15 protein-coding genes are annotated in these 15,978 nt (G+C 72.2%); 8 read left to right on the top strand and 7 right to left on the bottom strand.

Annotated features, from left to right (window positions below; genetic code table 11):
* Window positions 1-19 precede the first annotated feature (19 nt).
* Window positions 20-808 (top strand): TetR/AcrR family transcriptional regulator, encoded by a 789-nt coding sequence (locus ALI22I_RS24530; protein WP_077007877.1) that lies wholly within the window; start codon window positions 20-22, stop codon window positions 806-808.
* A 93-nt stretch (window positions 809-901) separates the two neighbouring features.
* Here ALI22I_RS24530 and ALI22I_RS24525 read toward each other — a convergent pair whose 3' ends face one another.
* On the bottom strand, window positions 902-1,825 hold the full coding sequence (locus ALI22I_RS24525) for a GNAT family N-acetyltransferase (protein ID WP_238598543.1): 924 nt from the start codon (window positions 1,823-1,825) through the stop codon (window positions 902-904).
* A complete protein-coding gene (locus ALI22I_RS24515) occupies window positions 1,822-2,979 on the bottom strand; it encodes a winged helix DNA-binding domain-containing protein (protein WP_077007876.1) in 1,158 nt (385 codons plus the stop codon). The genes ALI22I_RS24525 and ALI22I_RS24515 overlap by 4 nt, the downstream gene beginning before the upstream one ends.
* Before the next feature lie 74 nt (window positions 2,980-3,053).
* Between ALI22I_RS24515 and ALI22I_RS24510 the strand changes: the two genes are divergently transcribed.
* The 3 genes from ALI22I_RS24510 to ALI22I_RS24500 are packed head-to-tail and all read left to right on the top strand — an operon-like array spanning window position 3,054 to window position 7,458.
* Window positions 3,054-3,653, top strand: a complete 600-nt coding sequence (locus ALI22I_RS24510; RefSeq protein WP_077007976.1) for a PadR family transcriptional regulator — start codon at window positions 3,054-3,056, stop codon at window positions 3,651-3,653.
* 8 nt (window positions 3,654-3,661) lie between these two features.
* Window positions 3,662-6,364, top strand: a complete 2,703-nt coding sequence (locus ALI22I_RS24505; protein ID WP_143532408.1) for a DEAD/DEAH box helicase — start codon at window positions 3,662-3,664, stop codon at window positions 6,362-6,364.
* Window positions 6,361-7,458, top strand: a complete 1,098-nt coding sequence (locus ALI22I_RS24500; RefSeq protein ID WP_077007874.1) for an SWIM zinc finger family protein — start codon at window positions 6,361-6,363, stop codon at window positions 7,456-7,458. The genes ALI22I_RS24505 and ALI22I_RS24500 overlap by 4 nt, the downstream gene beginning before the upstream one ends.
* Window positions 7,459-7,557: 99 nt before the next feature.
* Here ALI22I_RS24500 and ALI22I_RS24495 read toward each other — a convergent pair whose 3' ends face one another.
* Window positions 7,558-8,202, bottom strand: coding sequence for a ClpP family protease (locus tag ALI22I_RS24495; RefSeq protein WP_179118343.1), 645 nt, complete (start codon window positions 8,200-8,202; stop codon window positions 7,558-7,560).
* 439 nt (window positions 8,203-8,641) lie between these two features.
* On the opposite strand from ALI22I_RS24495, the gene ALI22I_RS24490 reads away from it, so the two are divergent.
* Entirely contained in the window at window positions 8,642-9,466 is an 825-nt protein-coding gene (locus tag ALI22I_RS24490; protein ID WP_202971060.1) for a hypothetical protein, read from the top strand.
* A 176-nt stretch (window positions 9,467-9,642) separates the two neighbouring features.
* On the opposite strand, the gene ALI22I_RS24485 is transcribed toward ALI22I_RS24490, so the two are convergent.
* Together ALI22I_RS24485 and ALI22I_RS24480 are read right to left on the bottom strand one after the other, a co-directional pair.
* Window positions 9,643-9,858 (bottom strand): DUF5703 family protein, encoded by a 216-nt coding sequence (locus ALI22I_RS24485; RefSeq protein ID WP_077007872.1) that lies wholly within the window; start codon window positions 9,856-9,858, stop codon window positions 9,643-9,645.
* Window positions 9,855-10,817: a YncE family protein gene (locus tag ALI22I_RS24480; protein ID WP_083751973.1), complete on the bottom strand. Its 963-nt coding sequence runs from the start codon at window positions 10,815-10,817 to the stop codon at window positions 9,855-9,857. The genes ALI22I_RS24485 and ALI22I_RS24480 overlap by 4 nt, the downstream gene beginning before the upstream one ends.
* 170 nt (window positions 10,818-10,987) lie before the next feature.
* Between ALI22I_RS24480 and ALI22I_RS24475 the strand changes: the two genes are divergently transcribed.
* Window positions 10,988-12,061 carry a M48 family metalloprotease gene (locus ALI22I_RS24475; RefSeq protein ID WP_077007870.1) on the top strand — a complete coding sequence of 358 codons (1,074 nt, stop codon included), beginning with the start codon at window positions 10,988-10,990 and terminating at the stop codon, window positions 12,059-12,061.
* Between the two features lie 54 nt (window positions 12,062-12,115).
* Here the strand turns inward: ALI22I_RS24475 and ALI22I_RS24470 are convergent, their stop codons facing one another.
* Both ALI22I_RS24470 and ALI22I_RS24465 read right to left on the bottom strand, forming a co-directional pair.
* The gene (locus ALI22I_RS24470) at window positions 12,116-12,850 is read right to left on the bottom strand and encodes a carbonic anhydrase (protein ID WP_202971059.1); all 735 of its coding nucleotides are present in this window, start codon (window positions 12,848-12,850) and stop codon (window positions 12,116-12,118) included.
* A gap of 145 nt (window positions 12,851-12,995) precedes the next feature.
* Window positions 12,996-13,961, bottom strand: a complete 966-nt coding sequence (locus ALI22I_RS24465; protein ID WP_077007869.1) for an aldo/keto reductase — start codon at window positions 13,959-13,961, stop codon at window positions 12,996-12,998.
* Between the two features lie 138 nt (window positions 13,962-14,099).
* On the opposite strand from ALI22I_RS24465, the gene ALI22I_RS24460 reads away from it, so the two are divergent.
* Window positions 14,100-15,149: an LLM class F420-dependent oxidoreductase gene (locus tag ALI22I_RS24460; RefSeq protein WP_077007868.1), complete on the top strand. Its 1,050-nt coding sequence runs from the start codon at window positions 14,100-14,102 to the stop codon at window positions 15,147-15,149.
* On the top strand, window positions 15,146-15,973 hold the full coding sequence (locus ALI22I_RS24455) for an undecaprenyl-diphosphate phosphatase (RefSeq protein WP_077007867.1): 828 nt from the start codon (window positions 15,146-15,148) through the stop codon (window positions 15,971-15,973). Before ALI22I_RS24460 ends, ALI22I_RS24455 begins: the two co-directional genes overlap by 4 nt.
* Window positions 15,974-15,978: the final 5 nt, after the last annotated feature.

The following is a 15,978-nucleotide window of genomic DNA, read 5'->3' as shown; positions in this document are numbered from 1 at the left end:
ACGGTGTAAGGAGTGGCAAGTGGCGGTCTTCGCCGGGCAGGGTGACGCGCGTCGGTCGATGCGGCTGCTGTGGCGGGAGCCGGGTGGGGTGGCGGGGCCGGGGTTGAGTGTGGACGTGATCGTGGACGCGGCGATCGCGGTGGCGGACGGCGACGGGATGGCGGCGTTGTCGATGCGTGCGGTGGGGGAGCGGTTGGGTCGTTCGGCGATGGCGTTGTACACGTATGTGCCGAGCAAGGCCGAGTTGGTGGATTTGATGTACGACAGGGTGTTGGGGGAGTTGCCGACGGAGTACCCGTTGGATGGTGGGTGGCGGGTGGCGTTGCGGGCGTGGGCGGAGGACGCGCGGGTGTTCTTCCTGGCGCATCCGTGGGTGTTGCAGGTGTCGCAGGCTCGGCCGGTGTTGGGGCCCAACGAGTTCGCGATGCTGGAGGCGTTGTTGCGCATCCTGCGGGGGACGGGGTTGGGTCCGTCGGTGTTGCGGGGCGTGGTGGGTGCGGTGGTGCAGTTCGTGCGTGGCGCGGCGGGGGTGATCGCGGATGCGCGGCGGGCGGCGCGGGAGACGGGGATGACGGACGAGGAGTGGTGGTTCTCGCGGTCGGAGGTGTTGGCGGAGGTGGCGGTGGATTTCGCCTCGCGGTTCCCTTTGTCGGCGGCGATCGGCGCGGAGGAGCCGCCGTCGGTGCCGGGTGAGGAGTGTGTGCCGTATCTGGAGCGGGACGCGGTGCGCAATTTCGCGGTGGGGTTGGACGTGCTGCTCGACGGCGTGGAGGCCGCAGTGGCGCGGGCTCGTGCGGGTGGGAGCTGACGTCGGCTTCGTGTGGGATCACGGCCCGCTGGTCGGCCCTGGGTGGGCGGCTAGTGGAGACCGGTGGACGGCGGGGCGCGCATGGAGGTCGGCTCAGGCGCCGGTGGTTCCGTCGCTGAGTTCGCGGGCCACGTCGAGGTGGCCGACGTGGCGGGCGTATTCCTGGAGGAGGTGGAACAGGATCCAGGCGAGGGTGGCTCGGGGGACGTCGGGGCGGTTCCAGCGTGCGGCGCGGTCGGTGAGGGCGGATTCGGTGGCGATGGCGCGTGATCGGGCGCATTGTTCGAGGTAGAAGGCGCGGATGCTTGCTGTGGTGTCGGTGTCCTCGATGACCCATTCGGCGCGGTCGATGTCGGGGTTGCCGTGGGGGTGGGCGATCTCTTCGCCGCGGAAGCACCAGCGCAGCCAGCGCAGTTCGACGTAGGCGAGGTGTTTGACCATGGCTAGGGGTGTCCAGCCGGTGGGCAGGCGGCTGGTGCGCAGTTCTTCCTCGGACATGCCGTCGATCTTGCGGAGCACGGCTTCGCGGTAGAAGTCGAGGTAGGCGTGGAGCAGTTCGCCGGTGTCGGCGATGTCGGGTCGGGGTTCGTGGGGTACGGCGAGTCGTGCCGTGACGCGGGTGCCGTCGGTGTCGAGGACGGCGCCGGCTTTGCGGAGGATGGTGACGGCGGCGACGTTGTCGGTGGTGGTGTCGGCGACGATGGTGCGGACACCACGTCGGGGCGCCTCCTCCACGATGCGGCGCAGTGCGGCGAGGCCGATGCCGTTGCCGCGTGCGCGGCGGGCGATCCAGATGCCGGTTTCGCCTTGGGTGGTGAGGCGGATCATGCCGACGGTGCGGTCGTTCTCGACGATTTCGTAGGCGTCCTGTCGGAAGCCGCGGTAGAACTCGCGGAACTCGTCGGGGTGGTCGGTCGTCCAGCCGGGTGGCATCACGTCGGTGGGGTCGGCGTCGGTGACCGCGAGGTCGAGCAGGCGCTCCAGGCCTTCGTCGTCCATGCGCCGCAAGTGGATCACTTCGACAGCTCCTTCTCCAGTGGGGTTCGGAAGCGGGGGATCACGCGTACTCCGCCGAGCCAGGACGTCAGGCGGTCGGCTTCGCGGGCGATCGCGGTTTTCGCGTCCGCGCCGACGTCCTCCAGGAGTTCCCACACCGGTTCGCCGTCGGGCTTCTGCGCCCATCCGCCGACGACCGCGCCGTTCCACCACACGGTCGGGCCGACGTTGCCGGAGGTGTCGAACAGGCGTGGCCGGTGTCGGGCGGGGAGGTACCAGTCGCGGGTCTGCCAGCCCATCGGGGTGGGGTCCAGCGCGGGCAGCAGGGCCGCCCACGGTTCGGGGTCGGGGGTGTCGGAGAGGTCGTCGGGCAGGGTGTAGCCGATGCCGGTGGACAGTTCGACCTGGACCGCGCCTGCGGCGGCGAGGGCTTTGCGGACGTTGCCGAGGGTCCAGCCGGTCCACCACTTGACGTCGGCCTCGGTGCCGGGGCCGTAGGAGGTGAGCCAGCGGCGCACGAGTTCCGCGCGGGCCGTGTCGGGGGCGAGGTCGGGCCACGGTGTGGCGGGGGCCCAGCGGAACTGGGTGCTCAGCCACGTGCCGAGGGGGCGGCTGCGGCGCATCCAGCCGTCGGCGGCGAGGACCCGGAGGATGCGGCTGGACACGTTCTGCCGGATTTCCTTGGGTGTGCCGGGCGCGAGGACGACCTGTTCGAGCAGCGCGGGCACGTCGCGGGTGAGTTCGACGGCGGTCGCCTCGCCGCGCAGTCGCAGCGCTTCCAGGGTGGCCTTCTCGACCTCGGCGAGGCGGTCGGCGTCCCAGCCGAGGCCGTCGGCGAGGTGTTTGAGCAGCTTCTGCCGTTCCTTCTGGGCGATGGCGACGCCGGCGGCGGCCTGCACGACCGGGGCCGTCGTGGCGGTGACGGCGAACATCGTGCGGCGCATGCAGAGCAGCTTCACCAGCGTCTGCCGGTCGTAGAGCGCGGCCTCCACCTCGGCCGCCGACGGTTGCTCCAGGCGGGCGCACGCGGACAGCACCACGGTGGCCGGGTCGCTGGCGTGCAGGCCCACCAGCGCGTCGGCCACGTCCTCGACCGAGGTGGCGCGGGTGGACAGCAGGTGTCGGACGCCGAGGCGGGCCCGCCGCCGAACGTCGTCGATCTTGGCGAGCGTCACCGGTCCATCCTCTGCGATCTACCCTGATCACGGAAACGAAATGCGAAACCCGAATACCGTTGGACGAGGACGCGATGTCGGCAACACGGCTGCTGGTGCTCGGGGTGGTGCACGGCTACGGGCGCGCCCACGGCTACCTGATCGGCAACGACCTGATGTCGTGGGGTGCGGGGGAGTGGGCCAATGTCAAGTGGGGCTCGATCTACCACGCGTTGAAGCAGCTCACCAAGGACGGCTGCCTGCTCGACCACGCCGTCCCGCCCGGTCGCACGGACTACGAGATCACGCCGAAGGGTGAGGCCGAGTACCGGAAGCTGATGCGGGACGCGCTGCGCCGTCCGGAGACGCGGCCCGACCTGCTCGCGGCCGGGCTGGCGTTGTTGCCGTCGTTGTCGCGGGAGGAGGCCGTGGGTCTGCTCACCGAGCGGCTGGCGGCGTTGGAGACGCGGCGTGACGCGGCGCGCAAGCAGACCGGGCAGTGGCGTGAGCCGCCGCACGTGAAGGAGCTGTTCGGGCTGTGGGAGCACACCGCGGCCAGTGGTGCGGAGTGGACGCGGGGGCTGGTCGAGCGCCTCGAAGCGGGGGCGTACCCGATGGCGGGGGAGCCGGGATCGCCCGGGACGCCCGGCAGCTGGGCTATACTCAAACTTGAGTACAGCGAGGGGGAGCACTGAACGCAGGGTTGGAGCGGTACGCGGCCGTCTTCGAGGCCGCCGACCCGCCACGCACGTCCACCATCGCCTTCTACCCCGATCAGGACCCACCCGGCGACGACCTGACCGGGCGAGACGGCCTGACCGGGCGTTTCGGTGCCGACCGGCTCACGATCGCCGCCCCCGACGGCTCCCGCCGCACCGTCCCGGCCCTGCGCCTGCCCGTCGCCGAGGCCATCCCGCTGCTCAGCCGCGCCCGCCGCACCCCGCACTCCCACCCGGCCACCGCGTTCTGGGGTGCCGCCGTGGTCGTCGCGCTGCAACTCGTCGCCCGCGGCCGGGTGCGCCCCGCCGTCACCGACGGGGATTTCGACGCGTGGCTCCTGGGCCCCCTCGACGCCGGCGACCACGCCCGTGTCCGCGACCTCGCCGACGTGATGCCCGCGCACGCCCGCGCGGTGCCGGTGCCGGGACGCGACCCGCTCGAACTGCCCGACGCCGAGCCCCTGCTGCGGGCGTTCCTGGACGCCGTCGCCGACACCATGCCGCGTGGCGCGGCGGCCGTGCACGCCGCGGGTGCGCCCGCGTTCGCCGCCACCGCGCCCCACCAGGTGCCGCACCTGCGCGACTGGGCCGACCAGGGCGTGCGGATCTCCCTGCGGATCGAGGGTTTCGGGCCGTTCCGGGCCGTCGTGCAGGTCCACAGCCTCGCCGACCCCGCCCGGGTCGTGGACGCCGCCGAGCTGTGGGCCGCCGCCAACCAGCGGTCCCGCGCCGACGCCATGGTCGCGCTGCGCCGTGCCGCCCGGGCGTGGGCGCCGCTGGAACGGCTGCTGGACCAGCCGGTGCCCGACGAGGTCACCCTCCTGGACTCCGACATCGAGCACCTGCTCACCACCGGCGCGGTCCGCCTGGCCGGCGCGGACGTGGACGTGCACTGGCCGAAGGACCTGGTGCGCGACCTGTCGGCGAAGGTCCTCATCGGCGAACGCCCCACCGACCGCCCCTCGTTCTTCGGCCCCGACCAGCTCACCTCCGTGGACTGGCAGCTCGCCCTGGGCGACGACCCGCTCACCCCCGACGAGCTGGACCGGCTCGCCGAGGCCACCCGACCCGTGGTCCGGTTGCGCGACCGCTGGACCCTCGTGGACCCCGAACTGGCCCGCCGCGCCCGGGAACGCGACCTCAAACCCGTCACCGCGATCGACGCCCTCGGCGCCGCCCTCACCGGCACCACCCGGATCGACGGCATCGAGGTGCGGGTGGCCGCCACCGGGTGGCTGGACGAGCTGAAATCCCGGCTCGCCGACCTCGACGGCGAACCCGTCCCCCAACCGCCCGCGCTGCGCGCCACCCTCCGCGACTACCAGCTGCACGGCATGCGCTGGCTGGACCGGATGACCTCCCTCGGCCTCGGCGCCTGCCTGGCCGACGACATGGGCCTGGGCAAGACCATCACCCTCATCGCGCTGCACCTGCACCGCGACAACGGACCCACCCTCGTCGTCTGCCCCGCGTCCCTGATGGGCAACTGGCAGCGCGAGATCGAACGCTTCGCGCCCGGCGTCCCGGTCCGCCGCTTCCACGGCCCGCGCCGCGACGTCGCGCACGACGGTTTCGTGCTCACCACCTACGGCACGATGCGCCTGGACGCCGACCGGCTCGCCGACGTCGACTGGGGCATGGTCGTCGCCGACGAGGCGCAGCACGTGAAGAACCCCGCCTCCGACACCGCCAAGGCACTGCGCCGCATCCCGTCCCGCGCTCGTGTCGCCCTCACCGGCACCCCGGTGGAGAACGCCCTGTCGGAGCTGTGGGCGATCCTGGACTGGACCACCCCCGGCCTGCTCGGCACGATGGCGCAGTTCAAAGCCCGCTGGGCCACGCCCATCGAGGCCGACCACGACCGGGAGACCGCGGACCGGTTCGCCCGCCTGGTGCGGCCGTTCCTGCTGCGCCGCCGCAAGACCGACCCCGGCATCGCGCCCGAACTGCCGCCCAAGACCGAGACCGACCAGCCCGTCGCGCTCACCCGTGAACAGGCCGCGCTCTACGAGGCGGTCGTGCGCGAACTCATGGCCGAGGTCCGTGAAGCCGACGGCATCGCCCGCCGCGGCCGCATCGTCAAACTCCTCACCGGCCTCAAGCAGGTGTGCAACCACCCCGCCCAGTACCTGAAGGAACCCTCGCCCAAGCTCGCCGGCCGCTCGGGCAAGCTGGAACTGCTCGACGAACTGCTCGACACGATCCTCGCCGAGGACGGCGCGGTGCTCGTGTTCACCCAGTACGTCGCCATGGCACGCCTGCTCGAACGGCACCTCGCCGGTCGCGGCATCGCCACCCAGCTCCTGCACGGCGGCACACCCGTCCCGGCCCGCGAGGACATGGTGCGCCGCTTCCAGGACGGCGAGTGCCCGGTGTTCCTGCTGTCGCTCAAAGCCGCCGGCACCGGCCTCAACCTCACCCGCGCCGACCACGTCGTGCACTACGACCGGTGGTGGAACCCGGCCGTGGAGGACCAGGCCACCGACCGCGCCCACCGCATCGGCCAGACCCGGCCCGTGCAGGTCCACCGGCTCATCGCCGAGGGCACCATCGAGGACCGCATCGCCGCGATGCTGCGCGCCAAACGCGACCTCGCCGACGCCGTGCTGTCCCGCGGCGACGCCGCGTTCACCGAACTGTCCGACGACGAACTGGGCAACTTGGTCGAACTCAGGAGCGGCACATGAGCGACCGCGTCAAAGGCTTCCCGGCGTTCGGCAAGGGCGTGCGCCGCGCCGGCTCCTGGTGGGGCAAGGCATGGCTGCAGGCACTGGAGGACACCTCCCTCGACCAGGCGCCGCTGCGGCAGGGCCGCAAATACGCCCACGCCGGGCTCGTCGGCACCATCACCGTCAGCCCCGGCCGCCTCGCCGCCACCGTCTACGACGTCGAGGACACCTACCAGACCTCCGTCCACCTGACCCCGCTCACCGACGACGAGTGGCGCCGGTTCCTCACCCAGATCGCCGCCAAAGCCGGCCACCTCGCCGCGCTGCTGGACCGCGAGATGCCCCGCGAACTCGTCGACGCCGCCGACGACGCGGGCGTGCCGCTGCTGCCCGGCATCGGCGACCTGGACCCCGAGTGCACCTGCCCCGGCTGGGAACTGCCCTGCAAACACGCCGCCGCGCTGTGCCACCAGGCGTCGTGGCTGCTCGACGCCGACCCGTGGGTGCTGCTGCTCCTGCGTGGCCGCGACCAGGACGAAGTCGTCGCCGGCGCCCGCCCCACCACCGGCGTGCTCGCCACCGCCGCCTACGCCGAACCCGTCCGGGACCTGCCCGACGACCCGCCACCCGGCGAACTCGGTCCACTACCGGAGTTCGAACCCGCACCCGGCCTGGACGTCGACGTGCTCCGGCTGCTCGTCGCCGACGCCGCCGCCAAGGCCCGCGACGTGCTCGCCACCGGCCACTGGCCCGCCCCCGACGACCGCCGCGACCACATCCGCATGGCCGCCACCCACCCCGCCCTGCGCGACCGCCTCGACGCCGAACCCCGCGCCGTCCGCGCCTGGCAACAAGGCGGCGCCACCGCCCTCGACGTCCTGGAACACCCCTGGACCCCCACCAAGACCGACACCGCCCGCGCCCGCGCCGCCTGGGACAGCGGCGAACTCCCCGAACCCACCGTCTGGCGCAACCGCTGGACCGTCCACGACCGCCAACTCCGCTACGGCCCCGACGGCCGCTGGTACCCCTACCGCACCACCGACGGCGACTGGTGGCCCACCGGCACCCCCCACCGCGACCCCGCCGCCGCCCTCACCGACACCGACTGACCCCGACCGCTCCCGGCACGGACCCCCGTCGGGGCGCAGTACCGCTGCACACCGGCCGGGGGGCTCAGCACGCAGGTGTGGTAACCGGTCACGCGGTCGTCAGGGCAGGACGGCAACGATCGCTGTGGCGAACTCGGTGGCGAGCCCGCAGACATCTGCCGCCGTCGCTCCTCTGCCCGGGCTCACGATGATCCGGAAAGACTGGTCGGTGCCGACCGAGACGTACATGGTGCGTCCGACATCGCGGCCGTGCGTAACGGTACCCGTCAGCGCCTTGTGCCCGCCGATCTGCGACGGCGTGAGGTGCTGGTACTCCGCGGCAGTCGTGTGGTCGATCGAGGCATACGGTGTGAACGCGATCAGCCCCTTGGCCGTGAACCACTGGCAGGACTCACCGTTGAGATCCGTCTCCGTCGGGTCGATGACCACGCCGAGTTCCACCGTGTTCTCCCGGCCGAGGGCCTGACACGGTTGCCGCTCCAGGTCGGCGAAAGACGTCACGGCGCCAGGTGCCGTCGTGGTGGCCTGTGACGGCGACGTGCTCGGGGGAGTTTCGCCGCTGCTCGCGGTGACGAAGCCTCCCGGTGAGTTGATGTAGAAGTGGATGTCCGCGGTCGGATCAGCCTGCTCCATGAGCAGGAGTTGGGCGACGATCCGGTTGCCTTGGGCGTCGTCGATCTCTGAGCCCAGCACGATCGTGCGTTCCCGCATCAGTCGCTGCGCGACTTCCGCGGGGATCGCCAACGCAGGGTCCACAGTGTCAGCCGGAAGAACATCCACCCACCGTAGGGCGGAGAGGAACACCGACGGGACCTGGTGACCTGATGCTGCCAGACCTGGCCGGCTCCCGGGGGGATCAACGGAACCGCGGCGCGACGTGCGCGTTCCCCCGGTCCGGAAACCGGTTGGCGGGCCGTGGGGGAGTCGGTACCTTCGGGTCGATCAGACGATCAAGGAGGATGACATGACGTGCATGGTTTCCCGTGGAGTCGCGACCGCTCCGACCAGGGAGCGCGCCGGCCGCTGACCCGCTGCCGCATCGGTGATCGGCAGCAGCTGTAGCGACGGCACGCACTCCTCGTCCGTGGGCGGTCTTCGCCGGCCCGGGTCCGTCTCCCGAGCCGGTCGGCACCGCGTTCGCGGTGCCATGAAGCCGTGAACCGCACTCCATGAGGAGAAAACCGTGCATCCCGCACAATCGTCATCCGCACGATCATCGTCATCCGCACAGCCGCTGACGGCAGCCGAAGGCGGGCCGAGCGCGGTCACGCGTTCCGGCGCGACCGTCACCCGTCCCGCCCAACGCTGGACCGCGACCGTCCACGCACTGCTGCGCCACCTGGAGGACGTCGGGTTCACCGGCGCGCCCCGCGTGGTCGGCGACGGTGTCGACGCCGACGGCAACGAGGTCCTGACCTACCTCGACGGCGCCGTCGTGCACCCGCACGCGTGGTCCGACGAGGGCGTCCGGCTGGCCGGCGCGCTGCTGCGCGACCTGCACGCCGCCACCGCCGACTTCCGGCCACCGCCCGACGCGGTGTGGCAGTCCTGGTGGATGCACCACACCGGCCCGGACACGGTGATCGGACACTGCGACGCCGGCCCCTGGCACATCGTGGCCCGCGACGGTCTGCCCGTCGGGCTCATCGACTGGACCCTCGCCGGGCCGGTCGACCGCCTCGACGAGATCGCCGCCGCCGCGTGGTGGAACGCCCAGTTGCACGACGACGACGTCGCCGAACGCAACAACCTGCCCGACGCGGCCCACCGCGCCCGGCAGCTGCGGCTGTTCCTCGACGGCTACGAACTGCCGGCGGGGGACCGGGAGGGCCTGATCAGCCGGATGATCGAGTTCGCCATCCGGGACTGCGCCGCCGAGGCCACCTACGCGGGGATCACCCCGGAGTCGACCGACCCGGGGCCGCTGTGGGCGCTGTCCTGGCGGGCCCGATCGGCGGGGTGGATGATCCGGCACCGCAACCTGCTGGAAGACGCCATCCGGCGTTGACCGGCATCCGTTCCCGCCACTAGGGGGTGGGTCGCGGACCATCGGGACTCCGGTGGTCCGCGACCCGGCCCCGCAAAACCCGGCCGCAAACCCGGATCGGAGGCGGCGCGGCAGGCCGGACGGGTCCGCCGTCACCGCCGAAGCGATGACGCCACCGGACCGCCGTCGGACCCGACCTAGGTGATCACGCCCGGCATCACGGCGGCCGTGCGCTTGCGGCGCAGCCACACCTTGCGGGAGCCGTCGCCGAACAGCAACGTCCGCGACAACTCCCACCCCGCGAACTCCGCGTGGATCGTCAGCTGCGTCGTCGCCGTGCGACGGGAGACACCGGCCGGCAGCCGCAGCGGCCGGTACTCCCAATCCCCGTCGACCACCCCGTCGCTCGTCATCCGATCACCTGCATCCCTCGGCCGTCCCCGGACGCGACGAACACGCGCCCGCTGGCTGGATCAACCGCCACCGAGTCCGGCTGGCGGACCGTGGCGAACCGGTGCCGCTCCACCGGCTCGGCGCCGGCCACGTCGAACGCCACGACCTCGTTGCGCTCGGTGAGGGTGATCCACACCAGGTCGCGCGTCTCGTCGTAGACCATCCCGTACGGCGCGCCCTGCAGCGGGTAGCGCAACCGCATGATCAACGGGCCGGTGGAGAACGCCATCAGCTCACCGCCGCGCGTGTCCACCACCCACACCCGGCCGAACCGGTCGGCCACCGCGTTCGTCGCGCCCTCGCCCGCGCGCAACCCCGCACCCGGGCCGTCGGCCGTCGGATCCAGGTCGAACACCGCGCTGCGCGGCCGGTCGAGCACCACTGCCGCGCCGCCCGCCGCGACCAGCCGGTCCGGGCTGGAGATACCGCGCACCACGTGGTCGCCCACGCTCACCTGCCGGGCGTCGCGCTGCGCCACCAGGGTCCGGCCGTCCACCCGGGCGATGTCCACCGGGCCGCCGTCCACGGCGCGCTGCGACGTCGTCCCGTCGGGCCGCACGGTCACCACGACACCGGCGGGCACCACCGCCTCCACCGCGTCGCCCGCGGCCACCAGCCGCTCCGCCGGACCGGGCAGGGACACCACGACCGGGTCACCCACCGGGTCCACCGGGTACAGGGCCACCGACGGGGGATCGGTCAACGCCACCGCCACACGTCCGCCCGCGACCGCCACCGCCGTCGCCCGCCCCAGCGGCACGATCCGACCCTCCGGCGCGGCGGACTGCTCCGGCGACACGGCCGGCCGGGCCGGCTCCAGCCTCGCGGCCACCTGCAACGGATCGCTCGGGCTCTCCTCGGTCGCACACCCCGAGACCACCACGGCCCCGGTGAGCACTACCGCCGCCAGTCGGCGCAACGTCGGACCTCCCAGTCAACCCGTCCAGCCCTCCCAGCATCCATCACCGGACCGTCATCGTCACGCAGGGGGCGGGTGTTGTCGTTGGTCTGGGAAGGTGATAGTCGGTCATCACCCGTACCCCGGAGCGCTTCACGACGACTATCCCCAGTGAACGGGGAGGCGTCGCGATGACGGTCGAGGAGCTGCGCAACAGGCACGTGCAACTGCTGAGGGACCGGCGGGTGGTCGACCACCTCGACCACCGGGACCACCGGGACGGTGTCGCCGACACCGCCGCGCGCTACCACACGTGGACCCAGGTGGCCGCCGATCCGCTGCCCGGCAGGCTCGCGCGCCTGGTCGACGTGCGCGTCCGGCCCGCCGCCTACCAGCCCGAACACCTGCACGACCGGCAACGCACCCTCGACGCCCTGCAACCCGAGGTGCTGCACCTGGCCCGCACCGCCGGCCACCCCGTCGACACACCGGTGTTCGCGGGCGTGTTCCCCACCGGCACCCTCGACGCGCTCAGTGTCCCCGTGCCCGGCCGCGGGGTCCTCGTCCTGGTCAACACCTCGCTGCTGGACCTGCTCGGCGCCGTGTTGAAGATCATGACCGGCGCGCTGCCCAACTACGGCACACCCCTGCTGACCTCCGAACAGGCGTCCTACGCGCTGGCCGAGGCCGTCAACGCCCACTTCTACGGCAACGGGGCGGTCCAGGCCCGGCCGCTGCCCGAACTGTCCGGACAACGCCTCGCGCTGGTCGGGCTGATGGCCCGGCGCGCCACCCAGTTCGTGCTCGCCCATGAGGTCGGGCACGTGCTGGCCGGACACCTGGTCCACGCCCAGCGCCGCACCGACCCCCACACACCCGTCGGCGCCCTCGACGCCCAGTCCGTCGGCTGGCCCCGCGAACACGACGCCGACCGCCTCGCCGCCACGATCATGCTGCACACCCTGGACGACCTCGGCCCCCGCGAACTCGACGCGCACGAACCGTGCCTGGTCGGGGCGGTGCTGCTGGTGCTGTTCCTGCACGAGGTCACCGACCGGCTCGCCGACGAACTCGGCCTGGCCGTGCCGTTCGCGGGCAACCACCCGCCGCCCGTGCGGCGCATCCAGACCCTCGTCGAACACCTCGCCGGCCGCGTCCGCACACCCCGCGCGCTCGACCTCGCCGCCGATGTCGCCACCTGGCTGGAAGACCAGCTCGGCGGCGTCCGCGAATGGTTCCGGCGCATCGACGAGGTCCTCATCTGACCGGGCACCGATCCGACGGCGGGCGCGCCCCGACAGCGCGCCCGACACCACGCCTCACGTCAGGCGGGTGACCTTGCCGGTGTCGAGCTGGTAACTGGCCGCCACCACCTTCACCCCGTGCTCGGCCACCGCCGTGCGGATCGTCGCCGACCGCTCCTGCATCAGCGACGCCACCCGCTTGGCCTGGTTGTCCACCGCGGTGGCCAGGAACCGCGCCTCGTCGGCGTCCGGCGGCGTGGACAGCACGGCCGGCTCGATCGACCGGACCAGCGTGCTCACCTCACCCGACACCTCCGCCCGGCCCCGCACCACGTCCACCGTCGCCGACACCGCGCCGCACTTCGCGTGGCCCAGCACGACCACCAGCGGCACGCCCAGGTGCTCCAGCGCGTACTCGACGCTGCCCAGCACGCTGTTGTCCAGCACCTCGCCCGCCGCGCGGATGGTGAACAGGTCGCCCAGACCCTCGTCGAACACCAACTCCGGCGGCACCCGCGAGTCCGCGCACCCGAGGATCACCGCGAACGGGTGCTGGCCCGCGACCAGCGACTCCCGCCAGTTCAGCGACTCGTGCGGATGGGTCTGGTGGCCCGTGACGAACCGCTGGTTGCCCTCCGCGAGCATGCGCCAGGCGCTTTCCGCGTCGAGGGAGGTGGCCCCCGGGACGGAAGATCCCGTCCGGGCCGATGCGGGCGCCCCGGCGGCCATCAAGGTCGCCGCGGTCCCAGCCGTGATGCCGAACAACCGCCGCCGCGTCACCGCGGTCGGCTCACCACTCGATTCACGCACAGGGCGAAAGTAGCCCCCATCCGGCCCAGCCGGTGACGCCGGGTCACGGAAGTCACAAATTCCATCACGGAAAGTGATAATCCGCCCACTCGGGGCTTTCGCGCCCAAACCCGACCGTTTCGGACAGGACGCCCGAATCAGCCCGTCAGCCCATCGGCCGTTCCGGATAGCCGAACTCCACCGCGCTCACGTCGTCCAACGCCGCCCGGATCGCCGGCGGCAACGTCAACTCCTCCGCCGCGAGCGACCCCAACAGCTGCCCGGTGTCCCGCGCGCCCACCACCGGCGCCACCACCCCCGGCCGGTCCCGCACCCACGCCAGCGCCACGCACAGCGCGTTCGTGCCCAACCCGTCCGCCGCCGTCGCCACCGCCTGCACGATCCGCGCCGCCCGCTCCGTGCGGTGCTGCTCCACGTACCCGGCGAAGTGCGCCGACGCGCCCCGTGAATCCGACGGCGTGCCGTTGCGGTACTTCCCGGTCAACACGCCCCGACCCAGTGGCGCCCACGGCAGCAGCCCGATCCCGTGGTGCTCCGCCGCCGGCACCACCTCCCGCTCCACGCCCCGCTCCAGCAGCGAGTACTCCACCTGCGTGGACACCAGCGGCGTGTGCCCCGGCAGCGCCGCCGCCGTGCCCAACTGCCAGCCCGAGTAGTTCGACACCCCCGCGTACCGGGCCCGGCCCGACGCCACCGCCGTGTCCAACGCCGACAGCGTCTCCTCCAGCGGCACGTTCGGGTCCCACGCGTGCAGCTGCCACAGGTCCACGTGCTCCACGCCCAACCGGCGCAGCGACCCGTCCAACGCGTGCAGCAGGGCGCCCCGCGACGCGCCGCCGCCGAACGGGCCGTCGTTGCGCCGCGCCACCGCCTTCGTCGCGATCACCAGCTCCTCGCGCGGCACCACCTCGCCCAGCAGCCCGCCGAGAATCCGCTCGCTCTCGCCCTCCACGTACACGTCGGCGGTGTCCACCAGCGTGCCGCCCGCCTCGGTGAACGCCAGCAGCTGGGTCGCCGCCTCGTCCGCGTCGGTGTCGCGACCCCAGGTCATCGTGCCCAGGGCGATCCGGGAGACCCGCAGTCCGCTGCGCCCGAGGTATCGCTGTTCCACGCGGGGGAGCCTAAGGGCTGATCGACTTCCGGTCGCTCGTGGCACGCGCTTGTCAAGGGCGAATCTCGCCACGATCGGGGACGGCATGCCCGGGACCGCCTTGGCCAACCAGGTTACCGGCGGGTAGGGTCCCGGTTCGTGCGACTGGGACTGAACCTCGGGTACTGGGGCGCGGGCAACGACGCCGCGAACCTCGAACTGGCCAGGGAAGCCGACCGACTGGGCTACTCGGTGGTGTGGGCCGCCGAGGCCTACGGCTCCGACGCCCCCACGGTCCTGGCGTGGGTGGCCGCGCAGACCGAACGCGTCGACGTCGGCAGCGCGATCCTGCAGATCCCGGCGCGGACACCGGCGATGACCGCGATGACCGCCGCCACCCTTGACTCGCTGTCCGGCGGCCGGTTCCGGCTCGGCCTGGGCGTGTCCGGGCCGCAGGTGTCGGAGGGCTGGCACGGCGTGCGGTTCGACAAGCCCCTGGGCCGCACCCGCGAGTACGTCGACATCGTGCGCACCGCGCTTCGCCGCGAGCGGCTGCGCTACGAGGGCGAGCACTACACGCTGCCGCTGCCCGACGGCCCCGGCAAGGCCCTCACCCTCACCGTGCACCCGGTGCGCGAACACCTCCCGATCTACCTCGCCTCCATCGGCCCCAAGAACGTCGAGCTGACCGGCGAGATCGCCGACGGCTGGCTCGCGATCTTCTTCTCCCCCGAGCACTCCGCCGACTCCCTCACCGCGCTCAAGGCCGGCCGCGAGAAGGCGGGCAAGACCCTCGACGGGTTCGACATCGTGCCCACCGTGCCGCTGTTCGTCGGCGACGACTGGCGCGCCTGCGCCGACCACGTCCGCCCCTACGCCGCGCTCTACGTCGGCGGCATGGGCAGCAGGCAGAAGAACTTCTACAACAACCTCGCCGCGCGCATGGGCTTCCCCGCCGAGGCCGCGGAGGTGCAGGAGCGCTACCTCGCCCGCGACTACGACGGCGCGATGGCCGCCCTGCCGGTGGACTTCCTCGACGCCGTCTCCCTGCTCGGCCCCAGGGAACGCATCGCCGAACGGATGCGCGCCTACGCCGAAGCGGGGGTCACCACACTCACCCTTTCGCCCATGCTGCAAGATCTCGAACAGGGGATCGCCGCGCTACGCACGGCGACCGAAGCTCTGGATCTGGCAGGAGTGGGTAGTTGAGCTGGTTGCAGGCCCTTGTCCTCGGACTGGTCCAAGGACTTACGGAATTCCTGCCCATTTCCTCGTCGGCGCACGTCAGGATCGTCAGCACACTGTTCTTCGGCAACGACGCGGGCGCGTCGTTCACCGCGGTCATCCAGCTGGGCACCGAAGTCGCGGTGCTGATCTACTTCGCCAAGGACATCGGCAACTTCATCGCGGCCTGGTTCCGCGGACTGTTCAGCAAGGCCGCGCGGGCCACCGACGACTACCGGATGGCCTGGTACGTCATCATCGGGTCCGTCCCGATCAGCGTGCTGGGCTACCTGTTCAAGGACGAGATCCGGTCCTCGTTCCGCAACCTGTGGATCACCGCCACCGTGCTGGTGCTGTTCGGCCTGCTGCTCGGCGTGGCCGACCACTTCGCCCAGCACCTGCGCTCCCGGCTCAAGCTCACCGACGCCGTCGGCATGGGCCTGGCCCAGGCCCTCGCGCTGATCCCCGGCGTGTCCCGCTCCGGCGGCACCCTCACCGCGGGCCTGTTCCTCGGCCTGGACCGCGCCGCCGCCGCCCGCTACTCGTTCCTGCTGGCCCTGCCCGCCGTGTTCGGCGCCGGCATCTTCAGCATCCCCGACGTGCTCGACCGGGGTGGCGAGCCCAACGCGGCGTCCGTGCCGCAGATGATCGTCGCCACGGTCATCGCGTTCGGCGTCGGCTACGCCACCATCGCCTGGCTGCTGCGCTACGTGTCCAAGCACAGCTACTCGGCGTTCGTCTGGTACCGGCTGATGCTCGGCATCGTCCTGATGGGGCTGCTGTCCATGGGGCTCATCAACGCCACATAGGGTGG

Source organism: Saccharothrix sp. ALI-22-I (genome assembly GCF_001984175.1).
GTDB lineage: Bacteria > Actinomycetota > Actinomycetes > Mycobacteriales > Pseudonocardiaceae > Actinosynnema.
The sequence above is the reverse complement of the archived record's forward strand: the minus strand, read 5'-3'. Positions and strand labels throughout refer to the sequence as shown.

What these genes read in the sequence shown, in the direction of transcription:
- ALI22I_RS24510 (WP_077007976.1), top strand. Translation starts at nt 3,054, where the DNA reads ATGTCGGCAACACGGCTGCTGGTGCTCGGGGTGGTGCACGGCTACGGG.
- ALI22I_RS24500 (WP_077007874.1), top strand. Translation starts at nt 6,361, where the DNA reads ATGAGCGACCGCGTCAAAGGCTTCCCGGCGTTCGGCAAGGGCGTGCGC.
- ALI22I_RS24485 (WP_077007872.1), bottom strand. Translation starts at nt 9,858, where the DNA reads ATGACGAGCGACGGGGTGGTCGACGGGGATTGGGAGTACCGGCCGCTG.
- ALI22I_RS24475 (WP_077007870.1), top strand. Translation starts at nt 10,988, where the DNA reads ATGACGGTCGAGGAGCTGCGCAACAGGCACGTGCAACTGCTGAGGGAC.